General features: G+C 64.2%; 17 protein-coding genes and 1 tRNA gene. 5 read left to right on the forward strand and 13 right to left on the reverse strand.

Annotation, left to right across the window (positions count from 1 at the left end; all coding sequences use genetic code 11):
- Positions 1 to 13: 13 nt before the first annotated feature.
- The 6 genes from rsfS to UP10_RS39245 all read right to left on the reverse strand — a co-directional run bounded on the left by rsfS (position 14) and on the right by UP10_RS39245 (position 5,509).
- On the reverse strand, positions 14 to 364 hold the full coding sequence (gene rsfS / locus UP10_RS39220; RefSeq protein ID WP_044592513.1) for a ribosome silencing factor: 351 nt from the start codon (positions 362 to 364) through the stop codon (positions 14 to 16).
- Between the two features lie 194 nt (positions 365 to 558).
- On the reverse strand, positions 559 to 1,200 hold the full coding sequence (locus tag UP10_RS39225) for a nicotinate-nucleotide adenylyltransferase (RefSeq protein ID WP_044539579.1): 642 nt from the start codon (positions 1,198 to 1,200) through the stop codon (positions 559 to 561).
- Between the two features lie 28 nt (positions 1,201 to 1,228).
- Complete coding sequence (locus tag UP10_RS39230) at positions 1,229 to 2,521, reverse strand: glutamate-5-semialdehyde dehydrogenase (protein ID WP_044592514.1); 1,293 nt, start codon at positions 2,519 to 2,521, stop codon at positions 1,229 to 1,231.
- 124 nt (positions 2,522 to 2,645) lie between these two features.
- Entirely contained in the window at positions 2,646 to 3,788 is a 1,143-nt protein-coding gene (proB, locus tag UP10_RS39235; protein WP_044592515.1) for a glutamate 5-kinase, read from the reverse strand.
- Positions 3,789 to 3,871: 83 nt separating this feature from the next.
- A complete protein-coding gene (gene obgE / locus UP10_RS39240; protein WP_044592516.1) occupies positions 3,872 to 4,915 on the reverse strand; it encodes a GTPase ObgE in 1,044 nt (347 codons plus the stop codon).
- 114 nt (positions 4,916 to 5,029) lie between these two features.
- A complete protein-coding gene (locus UP10_RS39245; RefSeq protein WP_044592517.1) occupies positions 5,030 to 5,509 on the reverse strand; it encodes a MaoC family dehydratase in 480 nt (159 codons plus the stop codon).
- Between the two features lie 167 nt (positions 5,510 to 5,676).
- Here UP10_RS39245 and UP10_RS39250 point away from each other — a divergent pair, with 167 nt between their 5' ends.
- Positions 5,677 to 6,591: a DMT family transporter gene (locus UP10_RS39250; RefSeq protein ID WP_044592534.1), complete on the forward strand. Its 915-nt coding sequence runs from the start codon at positions 5,677 to 5,679 to the stop codon at positions 6,589 to 6,591.
- Positions 6,592 to 6,763: 172 nt separating this feature from the next.
- On the opposite strand, the gene UP10_RS39255 is transcribed toward UP10_RS39250, so the two are convergent.
- The 4 genes from UP10_RS39255 to UP10_RS39270 form a co-directional block, all read right to left on the reverse strand.
- Positions 6,764 to 7,360 (reverse strand): GNAT family N-acetyltransferase, encoded by a 597-nt coding sequence (locus UP10_RS39255; RefSeq protein ID WP_044592518.1) that lies wholly within the window; start codon positions 7,358 to 7,360, stop codon positions 6,764 to 6,766.
- Positions 7,361 to 7,527: 167 nt separating this feature from the next.
- The gene (rpmA, locus tag UP10_RS39260) at positions 7,528 to 7,797 is read right to left on the reverse strand and encodes a 50S ribosomal protein L27 (protein ID WP_044539572.1); all 270 of its coding nucleotides are present in this window, start codon (positions 7,795 to 7,797) and stop codon (positions 7,528 to 7,530) included.
- Positions 7,798 to 7,908: 111 nt separating this feature from the next.
- Positions 7,909 to 8,292 (reverse strand): 50S ribosomal protein L21, encoded by a 384-nt coding sequence (gene rplU, locus UP10_RS39265; protein ID WP_044539571.1) that lies wholly within the window; start codon positions 8,290 to 8,292, stop codon positions 7,909 to 7,911.
- Positions 8,293 to 8,548: 256 nt separating this feature from the next.
- Entirely contained in the window at positions 8,549 to 9,499 is a 951-nt protein-coding gene (locus UP10_RS39270; RefSeq protein WP_044592519.1) for a GlxA family transcriptional regulator, read from the reverse strand.
- A gap of 124 nt (positions 9,500 to 9,623) precedes the next feature.
- Between UP10_RS39270 and UP10_RS39275 the strand changes: the two genes are divergently transcribed.
- Both UP10_RS39275 and UP10_RS39280 read left to right on the forward strand, forming a co-directional pair.
- Entirely contained in the window at positions 9,624 to 10,427 is an 804-nt protein-coding gene (locus UP10_RS39275; protein ID WP_044592520.1) for an SDR family NAD(P)-dependent oxidoreductase, read from the forward strand.
- A gap of 121 nt (positions 10,428 to 10,548) precedes the next feature.
- Positions 10,549 to 11,712: an ROK family protein gene (locus UP10_RS39280; protein WP_044592521.1), complete on the forward strand. Its 1,164-nt coding sequence runs from the start codon at positions 10,549 to 10,551 to the stop codon at positions 11,710 to 11,712.
- Positions 11,713 to 11,922: 210 nt separating this feature from the next.
- On the opposite strand, the gene UP10_RS39285 is transcribed toward UP10_RS39280, so the two are convergent.
- Complete coding sequence (locus tag UP10_RS39285) at positions 11,923 to 12,786, reverse strand: alpha/beta fold hydrolase (protein WP_044592522.1); 864 nt, start codon at positions 12,784 to 12,786, stop codon at positions 11,923 to 11,925.
- Positions 12,787 to 12,994: 208 nt separating this feature from the next.
- On the opposite strand from UP10_RS39285, the gene UP10_RS39290 reads away from it, so the two are divergent.
- Positions 12,995 to 13,084: transfer RNA gene (locus UP10_RS39290), tRNA-Ser, on the forward strand.
- 326 nt (positions 13,085 to 13,410) lie between these two features.
- On the opposite strand, the gene mobA is transcribed toward UP10_RS39290, so the two are convergent.
- Together mobA and UP10_RS39300 are read right to left on the reverse strand one after the other, a co-directional pair.
- On the reverse strand, positions 13,411 to 14,082 hold the full coding sequence (mobA, locus tag UP10_RS39295; RefSeq protein ID WP_044592535.1) for a molybdenum cofactor guanylyltransferase MobA: 672 nt from the start codon (positions 14,080 to 14,082) through the stop codon (positions 13,411 to 13,413).
- The gene (locus UP10_RS39300; protein ID WP_044592523.1) at positions 14,069 to 14,959 is read right to left on the reverse strand and encodes a formate dehydrogenase accessory sulfurtransferase FdhD; all 891 of its coding nucleotides are present in this window, start codon (positions 14,957 to 14,959) and stop codon (positions 14,069 to 14,071) included. The genes mobA and UP10_RS39300 overlap by 14 nt, the downstream gene beginning before the upstream one ends.
- Positions 14,960 to 15,045: 86 nt before the next feature.
- On the opposite strand from UP10_RS39300, the gene UP10_RS39305 reads away from it, so the two are divergent.
- Positions 15,046 to 16,302 (forward strand): molybdopterin molybdotransferase MoeA, encoded by a 1,257-nt coding sequence (locus UP10_RS39305; RefSeq protein WP_044592524.1) that lies wholly within the window; start codon positions 15,046 to 15,048, stop codon positions 16,300 to 16,302.
- Positions 16,303 to 16,316: the final 14 nt, after the last annotated feature.

Raw genomic sequence — 16,316 nt, forward strand, 5'->3', positions numbered from 1 at the left:
GGCCTCACGAAACTCAGACTGCCGCGACCGGGTTCTGAGTCCACAATCGTTCGAGATTGTAGAACTCGCGCACCTCGGGTCTGAACACGTGCACGACCACGTCGCCGGAATCGATCAGCACCCAGTCGCAATTGGACAAGCCCTCGACATGGACGCTTTTGATGCCGTTTTCCTTCAGGCCCTTCGTCACATTTTCCGCGATCGCGCCGACGTGCCGGTTGACCCGGCCCGAGGTGACGATCATGTAGTCGGAATATGCCGATTTGCCGCGAAGGTCGATGGTGACCGTTTCTTCCGCCTTCATATCGTCGAGGCGGGAGAGGATCAGGTTCAAGGTCTTGTCGGCGTCGGGTTGCGCCTTCAAGGCCGCGGTTTTCGTCGATGTTTTACGCGCAGTCTTAAGACCTGAAGTCTTGGGAACCTCGGGTAAAACAGACTTTGACAATACAGATGTGGCCAGGGACCATTCCTTTCACTGTATCGCGGGGACCGAATCCTCGGCGCCCACGCACCATTCTACGCATGTGGGGTTAATGGTTTCAACATTCCAGTAACCCTTTACGCCGTCCTCCAGCTCCCGTCCGGGTTCCGAAGGCCGGTCGAAGACAGCTTGGATTTCATGCCGGTCAGGAACACCCAGGCCGGCGCCGGCTGATCAGCCAGCCGGATCGCCTGATTTTCGGGCATGCGATAGCGCGCAAGCGCCTGCGCGGCCGGTGCGGCAAGCGCGCGGAAACTTTCGGGCGGACGGTCGATCACGGCAATCGGCACATCCGAGGCGATGCGCCGCCAGTCTTTCCAGCGATGGAATTGCGCAAGGTTGTCAGCGCCCATGATCCAGACAAAGTGCACGCCGGAGACGCGGCGGCGCAAGTGGATAATCGTGTCGACCGTATAGCGCGTACCAATGACAGCTTCGAGACAGCTGATGTCGATGCGCGGGTCATCGGCGGTGCGGCGCGCGGCCTCGGCGCGCTCGGCGAGCGCGTGCAGGCCGTTGTGATCCTTCAGCGGATTGCCCGGCGTCAACAACCACCAGACCCGATCGAGCTGCAGACGCTTGAGCGCGAACAGGCTGATGGCGCGATGCGCGGCGTGCGGCGGATTGAAGGAGCCGCCGAGCAGCCCGATGCGCATGCCGTTGGTGTAGAACGGAATGGCGCGGGCTGCGGGTCGCTGCGCGGTCGGAGCTTGCTGCAATGGCTCTACCGCCCGCGTCGGGGAATGATCACGGCCGCGTCTGTCCGGTGCCGTGGACGCGATACTTGAAGCTCGTCAGTTGCTCGGCGCCGACCGGGCCGCGGGCGTGGAATTTGCCGGTCGCAATCCCGATCTCGGCGCCGAAGCCGAACTCGCCGCCGTCGGCAAACTGCGTCGAGGCGTTATGCAGCACGATCGCGGAGTCGACCTCGCCGAGAAATCTTTGTGCGGCCGCGGCATCTTCCGTCACGATCGCATCGGTGTGATGCGAGCCGTGATTCTGAATATGCGCGATCGCTTCATCGAGGCCATCGACGACCTTCGCCGAGATGATCGCGTCCTCGTATTCGGTATCCCAATCCTCTTCCGACGCAGGCTTCACCCTGGCGTCAACGCCTTGCACAATGTCGTCGCCGCGTACCTCGCAGCCGGCATTGATCAACGTCTCGATCAGCGGTTTCAGGCTCGTCGCAACAGCCGTGCGATCCACCAGCAGGGTCTCCGCAGCGCCACAGACGCCCGGGCGCCGCATCTTGGCGTTGAGCACGATCTTCTTCGCCATGTCGAGATTGGCCGAACGATCGACATAGACGTGGTTGACGCCCTCGAGATGCGCGAACACGGGTACCCGTGCTTCCGCCTCGACGCGCGCAACCAGGCTCTTGCCGCCACGCGGCACGATCACGTCGATGCCGCCGTTCAATCCCGTAAGCATCAGCCCGACCGCTGTGCGGTCGCGCGTCGGCACCAGGGTGATCGCGGCTTCCGGCAGGCCGGCTTCGCGCAGGCCCTGCACCAGGCAGTCATGGATCGCGCGGCAGGAGCGGAAGCTGTCAGAGCCGCCGCGCAGGATCACCGCGTTGCCCGACTTCAGGCACAGCACGCCGGCATCGGCGGCGACGTTGGGACGGCTTTCGAAGATCACGCCGATCACGCCGAGCGGCACGCGCACGCGCTCGATCGTCATCCCGTTCGGCCGCTGCCAGCTCTCAGTGACGGCGCCGACCGGATCGGGAATCTCGCGCACGGTTGCAACGCCGTCGGCCATCCCGTCGACGCGTGCCTGCGTCAGCGTCAGGCGGTCGACGAAGGCCGAGGTCATGCCGGCTGCACGCGCCTCCGCGACATCCTCGGCATTGGCGGCGAGGATGGCTGGCGCGTTGCTGCGGATCGCACGTTCAATGGCCGCGAGCGCCCGGTTCTTCTGCTCCGGCGACGCCAACGCCAACACACGCGCCGCGGCGCGCGCCTTGGCGGCGAGGTCGGTCATCAGGGCGGAGAGATCGGCGTTGCCGTCGATCGCCTTCAGAGGCGCGGTCATGGACGTCCCAGCTTTAGATTAAGGCCATGTTCTAGCATGACAATTGAGGGGTTGGCGAGGCGCGGAACCGGTATGGCAGATGGCGTCCGGCCGCCGGCCGATCGGCCCAATAGGCTATTTGGGCCTATTTGGCCGGGAAGGTGCCCGCCGGGCCCACCACCAGGTCGTCGCGATGGATCATTTCGGACCGGCCGCTGGTCCCGAGAATGGCCATCACATCAGGCGAGGAGCGGCCCTTGATCTTCTCGGCGTTCTCGGCGTCGTAGGCGACGAGGCCGCGGCCTATCTCATGGGTATCGGGGCCGCGCACCACCACGGCGTCGCCGCGCGCGAATTGGCCGTCGACCCTGACAACACCGGCCGGCAGCAGGCTTTTCCCCGCGCGCAGCGCGTTCACCGCACCGGCGTCGATAGTCAGCGTGCCCTTGGGCTCCAGCGAGCCCGCGATCCAGCGTTTTCGCGCGGTTACCGGGTTAGCCGGGGTGAGGAACCAGGTGCAGCGGCCGCCGTCGGCGATCGCCTGCAATGGATGCTCGATCTTGCCGGAGGCGATCAGCATGTGGGTGCCGGCGGTGGTCGCGATCTTCGCGGCTTCGATCTTGGTGTACATGCCGCCGCGCGACAATTCGGATTCAGCGGCGCCCGCCATCGCCTCGATCTCCGAGGTGACGCTCTCGACGATCGGGATCAGCCTTGCTTCGGGATTGGCCGCGGGTGGCGCGGTGTAGAGGCCGTCGATGTCGGACAGCAGGATCAGGAGGTCCGCGCTCGCCATGGTGGCGACGCGGGCGGCGAGGCGGTCGTTGTCGCCGTAACGGATTTCGTTGGTGGCGACCGTGTCGTTCTCGTTGATCACAGGCACCGCGCGCCATTCGAGCAGCTTTGCGATCGTCGAGCGTGCGTTGAGATAGCGGCGGCGCTCTTCGGTGTCCTGCAGCGTGACGAGAATCTGGCCGGCTCCGATGCCGTGATGACCGAGTACCTCCGACCAGATCCGTGCCAGCGCGATCTGACCGACGGCGGCGGCGCCCTGGCTCTCCTCGAGCTTCAGCGGTCCGCGCGGTAGCTTCAGGCGGCTGCGGCCGAGCGCAATCGAGCCCGACGACACCACCATGACCTCGCGGCCGTCCTTGTGCAGTTTGGCGATGTCATCGACCAGTGCCGCGAGCCAGGACGCGCGCACCTCGCCGGCCTGCGAGTCGACCAGCAGTGACGACCCGACCTTGACGACGATGCGACGAAAATTCTTGAGCGCGGGGCGTTGCATGGGTTTGGGTCTGGAAAACAAGTGATGGAAGCAATACGCGCCACATCAAGACTTTGGAAGTGGCTGACGTAGGAGGGTTCACCCTACGGTCCCGGCGTCGCCCACGGCTCCGCTTGGCCCTTGGCCTTGTTCGAGACTGGCGCCTCGCCGATCACCTCGACCAGCGCGCGCAACGCTTCCGGCACGCCTTCGCCGGTGACGCCGGAGATCAGCAGCGGCGTCTTCTTCGCCACCCGCTTGAGCCGGTCCTTCTGCTTCTTCAGGTCTTCCGCCGTGACCGCGTCGATCTTGTTCAGCGCGACGATCTCGATCTTGTCGGCGAGCTGGCCCTCATACGCGTCGAGCTCGGTGCGCACGGTCTTGTAGGCCTTTCCGGCATGCTCGCAGGTCGCGTCGATCAGATGCAGCAGCACGCGGCAGCGTTCGACATGGCCGAGGAAGCGGTCACCGAGGCCGACGCCCTCATGCGCGCCTTCGATCAGGCCGGGAATGTCGGCCAGCACGAACTCACGGCCGCCGACATTCACCACGCCAAGCTGCGGATGCAGGGTGGTGAAGGGATAGTCAGCGATCTTCGGTTTTGCCGCGCTGACGACCGACAGGAAGGTCGACTTGCCGGCGTTGGGCAGGCCGACCAGACCCGCATCGGCGATCAGCTTCAGGTGCAGCCAGATCCAGCGCTCTTCGCCGGTCTGGCCGGGATTGGCATTGCGCGGCGTGCGATTGGTGGAGGATTTGAAATGCGCATTGCCGAAGCCGCCATTGCCGCCTTCGGCCAGCACGAACTTCTCACCGAGCGTGGTGAAGTCGTGCAGCAGCGTCTCGCGGTCTTCATCGAACACTTGGGTGCCGACGGGCACTTTCAGCACGATGGGCTTGCCGTTGGCACCGTGGCGGTCCTTGCCCATGCCATTGGTGCCCTTGGGCGCCTTGAAGTGCTGCTGGTAGCGGTAATCGATCAGCGTATTCAGGCCGTCGACGGCCTCGATGATGACGTCGCCGCCGCGGCCGCCATTGCCACCGGACGGGCCGCCGAACTCGATGAACTTCTCGCGCCGGAACGCGACGCAGCCATTGCCGCCGTCGCCCGAGCGAATATAGACCTTGGCTTCATCGAGGAATTTCATGATTTTTACTAGTTAGGGCAGGGGGGCCGCTGCGGCAACCCTGAAGCGCCCTGACTTTGGCGAAAAGCCTTAATTTTCGGGCCTTTTTGCGGCCTCAGCGCATTTGGTGCGCGATTACGCCGGCCGGCGCCGGACCAGGAACTTCTGCATCCCCTCCAGCACCAGTTCGCGGCGCTGATTGTGCACGGTCGAGCGCAGCGTCACGACGCCGGTGCTACGGCCAGGTGCGAGCTCGATCACCTCAAGTGCGGGGTAGATGGTGTCGCCGGCGTAGACGGGTTTCAGGAACTTGCTCGACTGTTCGAGAAAGCCGATCAGCGACTCTTCCACGAGATAGGGAAACAGCCCCGCACCGGGCGCCGTGTGCACCAGGGTTTGGAAGCCGTGCGCGAGCAGGTCCGGCATGCCGCGCGCGCGGCAATATTCGACGTCGTAATGGATCGGATGGGTGTCGCCGCTCGCGGTCTGGAAGGCGGCGAACACGGCCGATGTTTGCGTGCGGCTCGGGATCACGAAGCGCTCGCCAAGCACGAAATCCTCGAACCACCGCTGCGCTGCAACCATGCGGTGCTTGATAGGATCGAACTCGGTCATGCGGCGTTTCCTGCGCTGTTCTTTGGACGGCTGATCTACCGGTAGCGCAGGCGCTGCACTGCGACAATTGGTTCGATTTGCAGCCTCTGGGGTTGTCCTGCGCAGCCACGTCGCTAAAACCGGCAGCAAAGCCGGCCCGACTCATCCGCGGCGGCAACAAGAGCAAGATGAGCCTGTTCGCAAAACTGTCCTCCTATGACGATCGATCCGCGCGGCTTGCCGGCATCGGGCTGATGCTGCTGTCGATCTTCATGTTCTCGTTCGGCGACGCGATGGGCAAATTCATGGTCGCGACCTATTCGGTCGGGCAGTTGCTGTGGCTGCGCGCCTGCGCAGCACTGCTGGTGCTGCTGCCGATGGTGTGGAAGAGCCGCGCGGATTTCCTTCATCTCGAGCGCCCCTGGCTGCAATTGCTGCGGGTGATACTGTCGACGCTCGAGGTCGCGGCGTTCTTCCTCGCGACCGTCTATCTGCCGCTCGCCGACGTCATCACCTATTATCTGGCCGGACCGATCTTCGTCACCGCGATGTCGGGCCTCGTGCTCGGTGAGCATGTCGGCTGGCGGCGCTGGACGGCGATCCTGGTCGGCTTCTGCGGCGTGTTGATCGCGCTCAGGCCCTCGTCGCAGACGATCAGTTGGCCGGCGATGATCGCACTTGGCGGCAGCCTGTCGTTTGCGGTGTTGATGTTGATCACGCGATCGCTGCGATCGACACCCGACATCGTGCTGGCGTCGTCGCAATTCGGCGGCACGTTCATCCTGGGCGCCGCGCTGTCGCCGTTCGGCTGGGTGACGCCATCAGCCGGCAGCCTCGGGCTGTTCTTCGCCGCCGGCATCATCTCGGTCGCCGCGCTGCTCTGCGTGAACCGCTCGCTGAAGCTCGCGCCGGCGAGCGTGGTGGTGCCCTATCAATATTCGATGATCGTCTGGGCGGTGATCTTCGGCTTTGTGGTGTTCGGCGACGTGCCGTCCTGGGCCACGATCGTTGGTGCCGCGATCATTATCGGCGCAGGACTCTATATCTTCCTGCGCGAGCAGCAGCTCGGGCGGCAGCAGCCGGCAGTGAACCCGCCGGCATGACTATCACCCTCCCCTGGAGGGGGAGGGTCGGCTCGCAACTGAGCGAAGCGAAGTGCGAGACGGGGTGGGGTGATCTCTCAACTCGGGCACTGTTGGATGTGGAGAGACCGTCACCCCACCCCGCCGCTCATTTCATTCGCGTCGACCCTCCCCCTCCAGGGGGGGGTAACGATCAAGTGTTCCGCCGCGTCGAATGGCTCCAGGTCTTCAGCGAGGCCCAGACGCCGCGCGACAGGCGGAAGCAGTCCACCGGGCTCGACGAGCCCAGCGCCTCGAAGCGGTGCAACTCGACGCCGCTCCACTGGAAGCCGCACTTCTCAAGGATGTTGCGCGACGACGGGTTCGCGACGCGGGCGCCTGATATCAGCTGGTCGAGATCGAATTCCTCAAAGAAATAATCGATCACCGCGCGTGCGGCCTCGGTGCCGAAACCCTGGCCCCAATGGTCGACGCCGAGCCAATAGCCGAGTTCCGCCGGGGTCGCCTCGCGCCAGTCGACGCCGACCATTCCGATCGGCGTATGATTGTTCTCGATCAGGAAAACCGTCTCGCGTCCGCCCTCGGCAAGCGCGCGCACGAAATCGATGGCGTCGTCCTGGCTGTAGGGATGCGGCAGCCGGCGGGTGTTCTCCGCGATGCGGCGATCATTGGCGAGATGGGCAATTGCTTTTACGTCCGCGAGCGTCGGCTTGCGCAATGTCAGCCGTTCGGTCTCGAGGACGCACGCTCTCGCCTCGCGCAACGTCGGGGTCGGGATGTCCTGCAGCATGTCGGGCTCCTGTGATGCGAAAACGGTACGCAACGCTTGGAATGTTGCGCGCGGTCGAACTGGAACCCGCGCAACAAAAAAGGGAGGCCGGTTGTCCCGCCTCCCTTGGAGCCCTTTTCGACTCCGCCGGTTCAACAGGACCCGGCGGACTCGTGTTTGTCCACCGTCTACTCGGCCGCTTCCGCCATCGGGACGACCGATACGAATGTGCGGCCGTTGGCTTTGGCACGGAACTCGACATGACCCTCGATCTTGGCGAAGAGAGTATGGTCGGTGCCCATGCCGACATTAAGGCCGGGGTGCCAGGTGGTGCCGCGCTGACGCGCGATGATGTTACCGGGAATCACGCGCTCGCCACCGAACGCCTTGACGCCAAGGCGCTTGCCCTTGGAATCACGTCCGTTGCGCGATGAACCGCCTGCTTTTTTGTGAGCCATGGCTCGTCTCCGACTTCGCTAGAATCTCTAAATCAATTCCTTGACGGAATCATTTCAATTCTGGTCACGCGGATTTGCCGCGTGACGATCAACTTTTTGGGCGCGAGAGGCCTATGCGGCTTCCTCAGCGGGCGCTGCCACCGGCTTTTCCCGCTTCGGCCGCGGGCCGATGGTCGGCTTGGCATTATCGGCGAGGATCTCGGTGATGCGAAGCACCGTGAGCTCGTCGCGATAGCCGCGCTTGCGGCGTGAATTCTTGCGGCGACGCTTCTTGAACGCGATCACCTTGGGGCCACGCTTGTGCTGCAGCACTTCGGCTGCAACGGTCGCGCCTGCCACGGTGGGCGTCCCCAGCACGGGCGTATCACCGCCGAGCACCAGAACTTCGCCAAGCTGGATGATCGTACCGACTTCGCCGGCGATCTTGCCTATCTCGAGTACATCATTCGGAACGACGCGGAACTGCCGGCCGCCGGTTTTGATGACTGCGAACATCGTTTGATTCCTTCGTGTTCGATACCAGCCTCGGACGAGTAGCCCGGGTCGGCTTTTTGTTCAGTCGCTATGGGTTTCAGTTTTCGCGCGAGGGGAACGAATTCCCTGGATTGTTCGCGCAAAAACAAGCGGCGCGAGAAATCCTCGCGCCGGATGACGCGGACTTATAGCCGCAAACGGTGAGGAGTCAAGAAAAAGCGGGGCAAAAACCGGCCGAAAATGAAGGATTTGGCGCAGTTTTGGCCCGTTTCGCCTTCTATGCTGACGCCTGCGCGGCCGCCCTGGCGTGGCGGCGGATGGTTTGCGGCGGCTGGCCCAGGACACGCAGGAACGCCCGCCGCATCCGCTCACGGTCGGCAAAGCCGGTCTCGTTCGCGATCTCGTCCATGGCATGCCGGCCATCGCCGATCAACTCGCGCGCCGCCTCGACACGGAGATGCTCGATCGCCTTCGCCGGCGATTGCCCGGTCTCGGCGCGAAAGGCGCGGCTGAACTGGCGCGGGCTGAGCCGCGCGACCTCGGCCAGCTCCTCCACGGACAATTCGTTGCGCAGGTGCGCCTTGGCATAGTGGAGCGCGTTCTGGATGCGGTCGGATTTCGGGTCGAGCTCGAGTAGCGCGGAATACTGCGACTGTCCGCCGGCGCGGCGATGATAGACGACGAGCTTGCGGGCGACCGAACGGGCCACCTCGACGCCGAGATCATGTTCGACCATCGCCAGCGCCAGATCGATCGTTGCGGTCATGCCGGCCGAGGTCCAGATCGGCCCGTCGATGATGTAGATGCGGTCCTGCTCGACTTTCAGCGTTGGAAATCGCGCCTGCAGCTCGGCTGCGTATTGCCAATGCGTGGAGACGCGCCGGCCGTCGAGCAGGCCGGCTTCGGCCAGCGAGAAGGCGCCGAGGCAAGGCGCTGCGATGCGCTGCAACGACGTCATGGCGCCGCGAATATAGGCGGTCAGCGTTGGTGATGCCGGATGAAGCTCCGAGCCCGCCCCGATGAACAGCGTGTCGAAGCTGCGGTCACTGAAGGCTTCGGTCTCGACATTGAAGCCCGCGGACGATCGGATCGGGCCGCCATTCTCCGACAGCAGCGTGATTTCATAGAACGGCTCGCCCGCCACCAGATTGGCGATCTCGAAGGCGGTGATGGCAGTGAAGCCCATCACCTGGAAGGCGGGAAAAATGACGAAGCCGATCCTCTGCATGGAACCCTCGCGCACATGCCGGCGTCCTGAAAAGGTGTATATATGACATTTGAGACGCAGGCAAGGGTCTCTACAACCTGAACAGCGGCCAAAACCGGCCGTCCAGGTCAAACAGGAGATCAACATGACCAAGTCAGCCAAGGGAACGGCGCTCGTCACCGGCGCGTCGTCCGGAATCGGTGCCATCTATGCGGACCGGCTCGCACGGCGTGGCTACGATCTGATCCTCGTCGCACGCAACCGCGAGCGCCTCGATGGGCTTGCGAAGCGTCTGTCTGAGGAGACAGGCCGATCGATCGAGATCGTTGCCGCCGACCTCAGCAAGCGGGACGACCTGTCCCGGATCGAAGCCATTCTGCGCAGCAATGCCGGCATCACCGTGCTCGTCAACAACGCTGGCGTCGGCGCGACTGCGCCGCTGCTCGTATCCGACGTCGACAAGATGAGCGACATGATTGCACTCAACGTCAACGCGCTGATGCGCCTGACCTATGCGGCGGTTCCGGGATTTGTCGCGCGCGGCGGCGGCACCCTGATCAACATCGCCTCGATCGTCGGCGTCGCGCCTGAGATCCTCAACGGCGTCTACGGCGGCAGCAAGGCCTTCGTCGTCGCGCTGACGCAGTCGTTGCAGCATGAGCTCAAGGACAAGAACATCCGCGTTCAGGCGGTGTTGCCGGGCGCGACGGCGACCGAATTCTGGGGCATCGCCGGCACTCCGGTCGAGCATCTGCCCGGCGAGATCGTCATGAAGGCCGAGGATATGGTGGATGCCGCGCTCGCCGGCCTCGACCAGGGTGAGGTCATCACGGTGCCGTCGCTGCCAGATGCCGCGGACTGGCAGGCCTATGAGGGCGCTCGCCAGAAGCTGATGCCGAACCTGTCGCGCAGCAAGCCCGCGGCGCGCTACGGGGTTGCGGCAGCCTGACGTCGCCCAAGACTTTCTCGTCCAAAATTGCGTCCCGCGCGGGCCAAAGCGCGGGACGCAACCAATTGGGTTCCCGGCCGTTAATGGACGGAACCTCATGCGGGCAAGGGCGCAAGGGCGTATGGCTGACGACACATTATCAACCACGGGCATTGCCCAGCATGGCGGCGCGCGGCTGCCATCCGTCGATATCGACAGTTTCAACATCGAGCTGAAGGACGACGAGGGATTCATCGGCGACCGTGCCTCCAAGGGCGCATTCCGCAAGATTTTCGACCGCTGGCGCAAGCCGCTGCGGAAGTCGGGCGAGGATCCATTCGGCGACGAGCCGTCGGACGAGATCAGCAAGAAGAAGCTGGATGAGATGCTGGTCGGCGACGACACCGAGGCGTCCGCCGTCGTGCACAGCGCGATCGAGGAGTTCGCGCAGGAGCTCGCTTATGTGACGCGGCGCTTCCTCAAGACCAAGGCCTGGGCCGGCACTGAGCGCATCGTGGTCGGCGGTGGCTTTCGCGAAAGCCGGCTCGGCGAACTCGCCATCGCGCGCACCGAGATCATCCTCACATCGGAGGATATCGAGATCGACATGGTGCCGATCCGCTTTCATCCCGATGACGCCGGCCTGATCGGCACGCTGCATCTGGCTCCTTCATGGATCTTCGAGGCCCATGACAGCATCCTGGCGGTCGATATCGGCGGCACCAATATCCGCTGCGGTGTGGTCGAGACGCGCTGGAAGAAGGCGCCTGATTTGTCGAAGGCGGAAGTCTGGAAGTCGGAGCTGTGGCGCCATGCCGACGACGAGCCGACGCGCGAGGGCGCGGTGAAGCGGCTGGTGAAGATGCTGAAGGATCTGATCGGCGCCGCAGAGGCCGAGGGCCTGAAGCTCGCACCGTTCATCGGCATCTCCTGTCCCGGCGTCATCAACGCGGACGGGTCGATCGCGAAGGGCGCGCAAAACCTGCCGGGCAATTGGGAGAGCAGCAAATTCAACCTGCCGGCGAGCCTGGTCGAGGCGATTCCCGAGATCGGCGGCCACGACACCGCGATCGTGATGCACAATGACGGCGTCGCCCAGGGGCTCGCCGAAGTCCCCTTCATGCAGGACGTCGCGCACTGGGGCGTGCTGACGATCGGAACCGGGCTCGGCAATGCCCGATTCACCAACCGCAAGAAAGACAACGGCAAGGACGAGAAAAAGGTCAAGGACGGCGACGAGAGCGAAAAGAGCGAGAAAAAGGCCAAGAAGACCAAGGAAAAAGCCAAGGAAAACGCCAAGGCGTGAGACTCGCGTTAACCATCGCCGCTTGACCGCAGCGCGGTAAGGTTGAGCGGTTAGGTTAAGAACGGGTTCGCGTTGCCGATTTGGCCGGGGTTGCTAGCGTCAGTCCGTCGCTCCCACTGGCCGTCGAAGCCGCACTTCTCGGCCAGTAAATTTTAAGCAGCGGCACGGGACCGCCAGTTTTTTGTCGCGTCTGGCGGTCCCACCTTCATTCTACTTCCAATTGATTCGCTCGAAAAACCCCGCGATCTCAGCGGCCGCCCGATCCGGATCCTCACGATGCGGGAAATGCCCGACACCGGGAAACATCGCGAGATCGAGATCGGTGAAGGTCTCGCCGAGCCGGTCGGTCCAGGCGTAGGGAAACAGCGGATCGTGCTCGGCCCAGCGGATGCAGGTCGGCACCGCGATCGGCGGCAGCGCCGACGCCTCGCCCTGCATCATCCTCACGCGTCCGGCATGGGACGCGCGGTAATGCGCGAAGCCGCCGGCAAGGTTGCCGTGTGTCATGAAGTTGTCGGTGAAGGCCTCGATCACGTCGTCGAAGGCGGCCTTGCGATGCGACCAGTTGCGCAGGAAATGCCCGATATAGGTCCGGCACGTCTCGCGCGTCGCGCCGACCAGCGCCGGCGCCATCTCCATCTGCTGGAACGACTGGTACCAGATGTGGTTCAGCCGGTCGGGCGCGGCCATCCGCGGACCGATGCCGGGATAGACGAAATCGAAGAACAACAGGCCGGCCAGCCGCAGCGGCGCCTTGCGCGCGAGGGGCTGCATCACCGCGCCGCCGACGTCATGGCCGACGACGCCCGCCTGTCCGATGCCGAGCGCGTCCAGCAGCGCCAGCATGTCGTCGGCATGCTGGTCCGGACCGAAAGGGCTGTCAGGCTTGTCGCTGTTGCCGAAACCGCGCAGGTCCGGTGCGATCAGCATGAAGCGGCTGGCCAGGCGAGTCATCACCGGCTCCCAGGTCAGCCAGAATTCCGGCCAGCCGTGCAACAGGAGCAGCGGCCTGCCGCTCCCCGTTCGCGCGACATGGAACGCCGCGCCGTTGGCCCGAATCGTCAGATGCTCCATATCTCCGCTCCCTTCCATTAAGCTCGATGGCCAGACCGTTTCGAGCCAGAGCGCTAGTGCGTTGTTTCAACGCATGTTCTTCATGTGCGGCGATATCAGCTCCGACCCGCGCCGCCGTGACGGAAATATTATTGCAGCGCCTTGTCTGGCCCGCCATCCTCGCTTAGAACACGCCCGACCGCGGGTGGTGCAAATCACCTGGGCCGCTGGAGAGGTGGCAGAGTGGTTGATTGTACCGCACTCGAAATGCGGCATAGGTGCAAGCCTATCGGGGGTTCGAATCCCCCCCTCTCCGCCACCCGCCTTCGCGAACGCTTCAGCGCGGCATGCCGCGACGAAAACGCTTGCGAAGCCGGGTGCAACGCCAAGGCCGCGCAGCAGCGACGGCGGGCGCCTTCGCCTCGGGCCGCAATCCGCCTACATTGCAGTGTCAGGACCACACGACTTCGCCGTCCGCTTCATGCGCACTCGTCAATTACGCAATCGGCGTCCACCGCATCCCACCGCGCGTTCGTGACGTGCGCTCGCCCCTCAATCGGGTGGGGCGGGCAAATCTATAAACTGATTTTCCGTTTCGTATAAACGGAAATAATTTTCTCGCGAGAGATTGCCGTGTTGGGCAAATCAGTGATCGTGATTGTCTCTCAGCTCGCCAATATGCCCCATGCTCCCGTCCAATTCTGCCAACCGTTCCGCTTCGGCGATGTCGTCCATGGTGTTGGCGTTGAAGAACGGATCGAGCCGATCCGTCGGCCACGTCACGGTCGCGAGTCGGTAGCGTGCGGTCCAGCGGTCGATCTTGCGCACATCTTCCACGACCAGCGCGTGGCGGAGCTCGTCGCGCAAGGCGACGTTCCACAATCCGATCACCGGATGCGACTGCCCCGCGGACGCCGCGACCGCCAGCTGCGCATCCTGCGCCAGGCGCGCGTGATGCAGCCGCGCAACCAGATCGCGCGGCAGGAACGGGCAGTCCGCCGCGGCACTGAGTATGAATTCGACGCCCGGCCGATTGGCTGCCGTCCAGTCAAGTGCGGCAAGAATGCCGGCAAGCGGTCCCGGAAAATCCTTCACCGTGTCGGCGATGACGGGAAGGCCGAAGGCGGCGAAGCGGGACGGATCGCCATTGGCGTTCAGAACCAACCCGTCGCATTGCGGCTGCAGCCGCGCAATCACGCGTTCGAGGATGGTGCGTCCGGCGATCAGGCGCATCGGCTTGTCGCCGCCACCCATCCGCCGCGCCAGGCCGCCGGCGAGCAGCACGCCCGGCGTCGGTGGAATCTCAGTCGTCACGATCTTCGCCCTTGCGTTTGTGGCGCGCGGATTCGTCCTCGACGTAGGCGAGGTTCTGGTCGTGGATGATCCGTTCTTCGCCCGACAGCGCGATGAAACGCTTGCCGCGCGCACGTCCGACCAGCGTCAATCCGACCTGCCGTGCCAGTTCGACGCCCCAGGCCGTGAAGCCTGAGCGCGACACCAAAATCGGAATACCCATCCGGACCGTCTTGATGATCATCTCGGAGGTGAGGCGTCCCGTGGTGTAGAGGATCTTGTCGGCGGGATCGACGCGGTGGCGATAGATCCAGCCCGCGATCTTGTCGACGGCGTTGTGGCGGCCGACGTCCTCGGTGTAGCAGACCGGCGTGCCCTCCTTGCACAGCACGCAGCCGTGGATCGCGCCTGCCTCGAGGTAGAGCGAAGGCATCGTGTTGATCGTGTGCGTCATCTGATAGAGCCATGACGTGCGCAATTCCGCCTTCGGCAAAGCCACGCTTTCCACGGCCTCGAGCAGGTCGCCGAACGCCGTGCCCTGCGCGCAGCCCGAGGTCTGCGTGCGCTTCTTCAGTTTCGCTTCGAAATTGGTGTGACGCTCGGTGCGCACCACAACCACCTGCAGGTCGTCGTCGTATTCCACTTCGGTGACGACATCGTCGTATTTCAGCATGTTCTGGTTGAGCAGATAGCCCAACGCGAGATATTCCGGGTAGTCGCCGATCGTCATCATGGTGACGATCTCCTGCGCGTTCAGATACAGCGTCAGCGGCCGCTCGACGGGAACGCTGATCTCGACCGCGGTGCCGGTCTGGTCGGTGCCGGTTACGCGCTCGGTTAGCCGCCGATCGGTCGGATCCGGCACGATCAGGGGAACCTGGGCTTTATCGGTCTCGATCATGCCTGTTTGATATCATGACATTCCGGGCCGGTGGATATAAAGCAGCCTTGGATATGAAGCCGGCTTCATCGGCCCGGAGAACCGAGATGGCGCAACTGTCCGACGATTGCTTCGCGTTTGGCGGACCGATGATGTCGGTCGACGACGCTGTGGCGATTATCGCTGCGCGGGTGACGGCGGTGCAGGAGACCGAGACGGTTTCCTTGGGCGATGCCGACGGGCGCATTCTCGCAAGCGGCATTTCCGCGCCGCTGCCGCTGCCGCCCTTCACCAATTCCGCGGTCGACGGCTACGCGGTCCGCGGCGACGATGTTCCGCGCGGAGAGGAAAGGGCATTTCCGGTGACGGGCCGGGTTCAGGCCGGCGCGTCGGCGGTCGGCGCCATCGAGCCAGGCCACGCCGCGCGGGTTTTCACCGGCGCGCCGCTTCCGGACGGTGCCGACACGGTGTTCATGCAGGAGGACGTCCGCCGCGATGGTCCGGGAAGGGTCATTCTCCCGGCGGGGCTTCGGCCGGGCGCCAACGTGCGTCCCGCCGGTGAAGACGTTCCGATCGGCACGCCGGCCCTCGCAGCGGGGCAACGGCTGCGGCCGCAGGACGTCGCACTGGCGGCGGCGTTCGGCCTGACCCAGCTCGATGTACGCCGGCGAATCCGCGTCGCGGTGTTTTCGACCGGCAACGAACTGGTATCGCCGGGAAACCCGCGTGCAGCGGCACAATTGTTCGATTCCAACCGCTTCATGCTGATGGCGATGTTGAAGCGGCTGGGTTGCGACGTCAGCGATCTCGGTATCGTCAGCGACGACCGCGTAGCGCTCGCCGACGGCTTGAAGAAGGTCGCCGGTGCGCACGATCTGATCCTGACCACCGGAGGGGTCTCGACCGGCGAAGAGGACCATGTCAAGGCCAGCGTCGAAAGCGTCGGAGCGCTGGTGCTGTGGCGGATGGCGATCAAGCCCGGACGTCCGGTCGCGATGGGAATCATCGACGGCACGCCGTTCATCGGATTGCCCGGAAATCCGGTGGCGAGTTTCGTCACCTTCGTCCATGTGGTGCGACCGACGGTGCTGGCGCTGGCGGGCGCCGCGCTACAGCCGCTGGTTCCGATGCCGCTGCGCGCGGCATTCTCCTACAGGAAGAAGCTCGGCCGCCGCGAATATATCAGGGTCAATCTGCGCAAGGGCCAGACTGGTGAGCTCGAGGCGGTCAAGTTTCCGCGCGAGGGCGCGGGATTGCTCTCGTCGCTCGTGGACACCGATGGCCTGGTCGAACTGGGCGAGGCCATCGAGCGCGTCGAGCCCGGCCAGACGGTCGGCTTTCTCGCTTACGCCAGTTTGATCTGAAAGACTCCTGGGTT

This window comes from Bradyrhizobium sp. LTSPM299, from assembly GCF_000938235.1.
GTDB lineage: Bacteria > Pseudomonadota > Alphaproteobacteria > Rhizobiales > Xanthobacteraceae > Bradyrhizobium.

What these genes read in the sequence shown, in the direction of transcription:
- rplU (WP_044539571.1), bottom strand. Translation starts at nt 8,292, where the DNA reads ATGTTCGCAGTCATCAAAACCGGCGGCCGGCAGTTCCGCGTCGTTCCG.
- UP10_RS39230 (WP_044592514.1), bottom strand. Translation starts at nt 2,521, where the DNA reads ATGACCGCGCCTCTGAAGGCGATCGACGGCAACGCCGATCTCTCCGCC.
- obgE (WP_044592516.1), bottom strand. Translation starts at nt 4,915, where the DNA reads ATGAAATTCCTCGATGAAGCCAAGGTCTATATTCGCTCGGGCGACGGC.
- UP10_RS39300 (WP_044592523.1), bottom strand. Translation starts at nt 14,959, where the DNA reads ATGATCGAGACCGATAAAGCCCAGGTTCCCCTGATCGTGCCGGATCCG.
- UP10_RS39245 (WP_044592517.1), bottom strand. Translation starts at nt 5,509, where the DNA reads ATGACCGAGTTCGATCCTATCAAGCACCGCATGGTTGCAGCGCAGCGG.
- UP10_RS39255 (WP_044592518.1), bottom strand. Translation starts at nt 7,360, where the DNA reads ATGCTGCAGGACATCCCGACCCCGACGTTGCGCGAGGCGAGAGCGTGC.
- UP10_RS39275 (WP_044592520.1), top strand. Translation starts at nt 9,624, where the DNA reads ATGACCAAGTCAGCCAAGGGAACGGCGCTCGTCACCGGCGCGTCGTCC.
- rpmA (WP_044539572.1), bottom strand. Translation starts at nt 7,797, where the DNA reads ATGGCTCACAAAAAAGCAGGCGGTTCATCGCGCAACGGACGTGATTCC.
- UP10_RS39250 (WP_044592534.1), top strand. Translation starts at nt 5,677, where the DNA reads ATGAGCCTGTTCGCAAAACTGTCCTCCTATGACGATCGATCCGCGCGG.
- UP10_RS39285 (WP_044592522.1), bottom strand. Translation starts at nt 12,786, where the DNA reads ATGGAGCATCTGACGATTCGGGCCAACGGCGCGGCGTTCCATGTCGCG.
- proB (WP_044592515.1), bottom strand. Translation starts at nt 3,788, where the DNA reads ATGCAACGCCCCGCGCTCAAGAATTTTCGTCGCATCGTCGTCAAGGTC.
- UP10_RS39270 (WP_044592519.1), bottom strand. Translation starts at nt 9,499, where the DNA reads ATGCAGAGGATCGGCTTCGTCATTTTTCCCGCCTTCCAGGTGATGGGC.
- UP10_RS39280 (WP_044592521.1), top strand. Translation starts at nt 10,549, where the DNA reads ATGGCTGACGACACATTATCAACCACGGGCATTGCCCAGCATGGCGGC.
- UP10_RS39305 (WP_044592524.1), top strand. Translation starts at nt 15,046, where the DNA reads ATGGCGCAACTGTCCGACGATTGCTTCGCGTTTGGCGGACCGATGATG.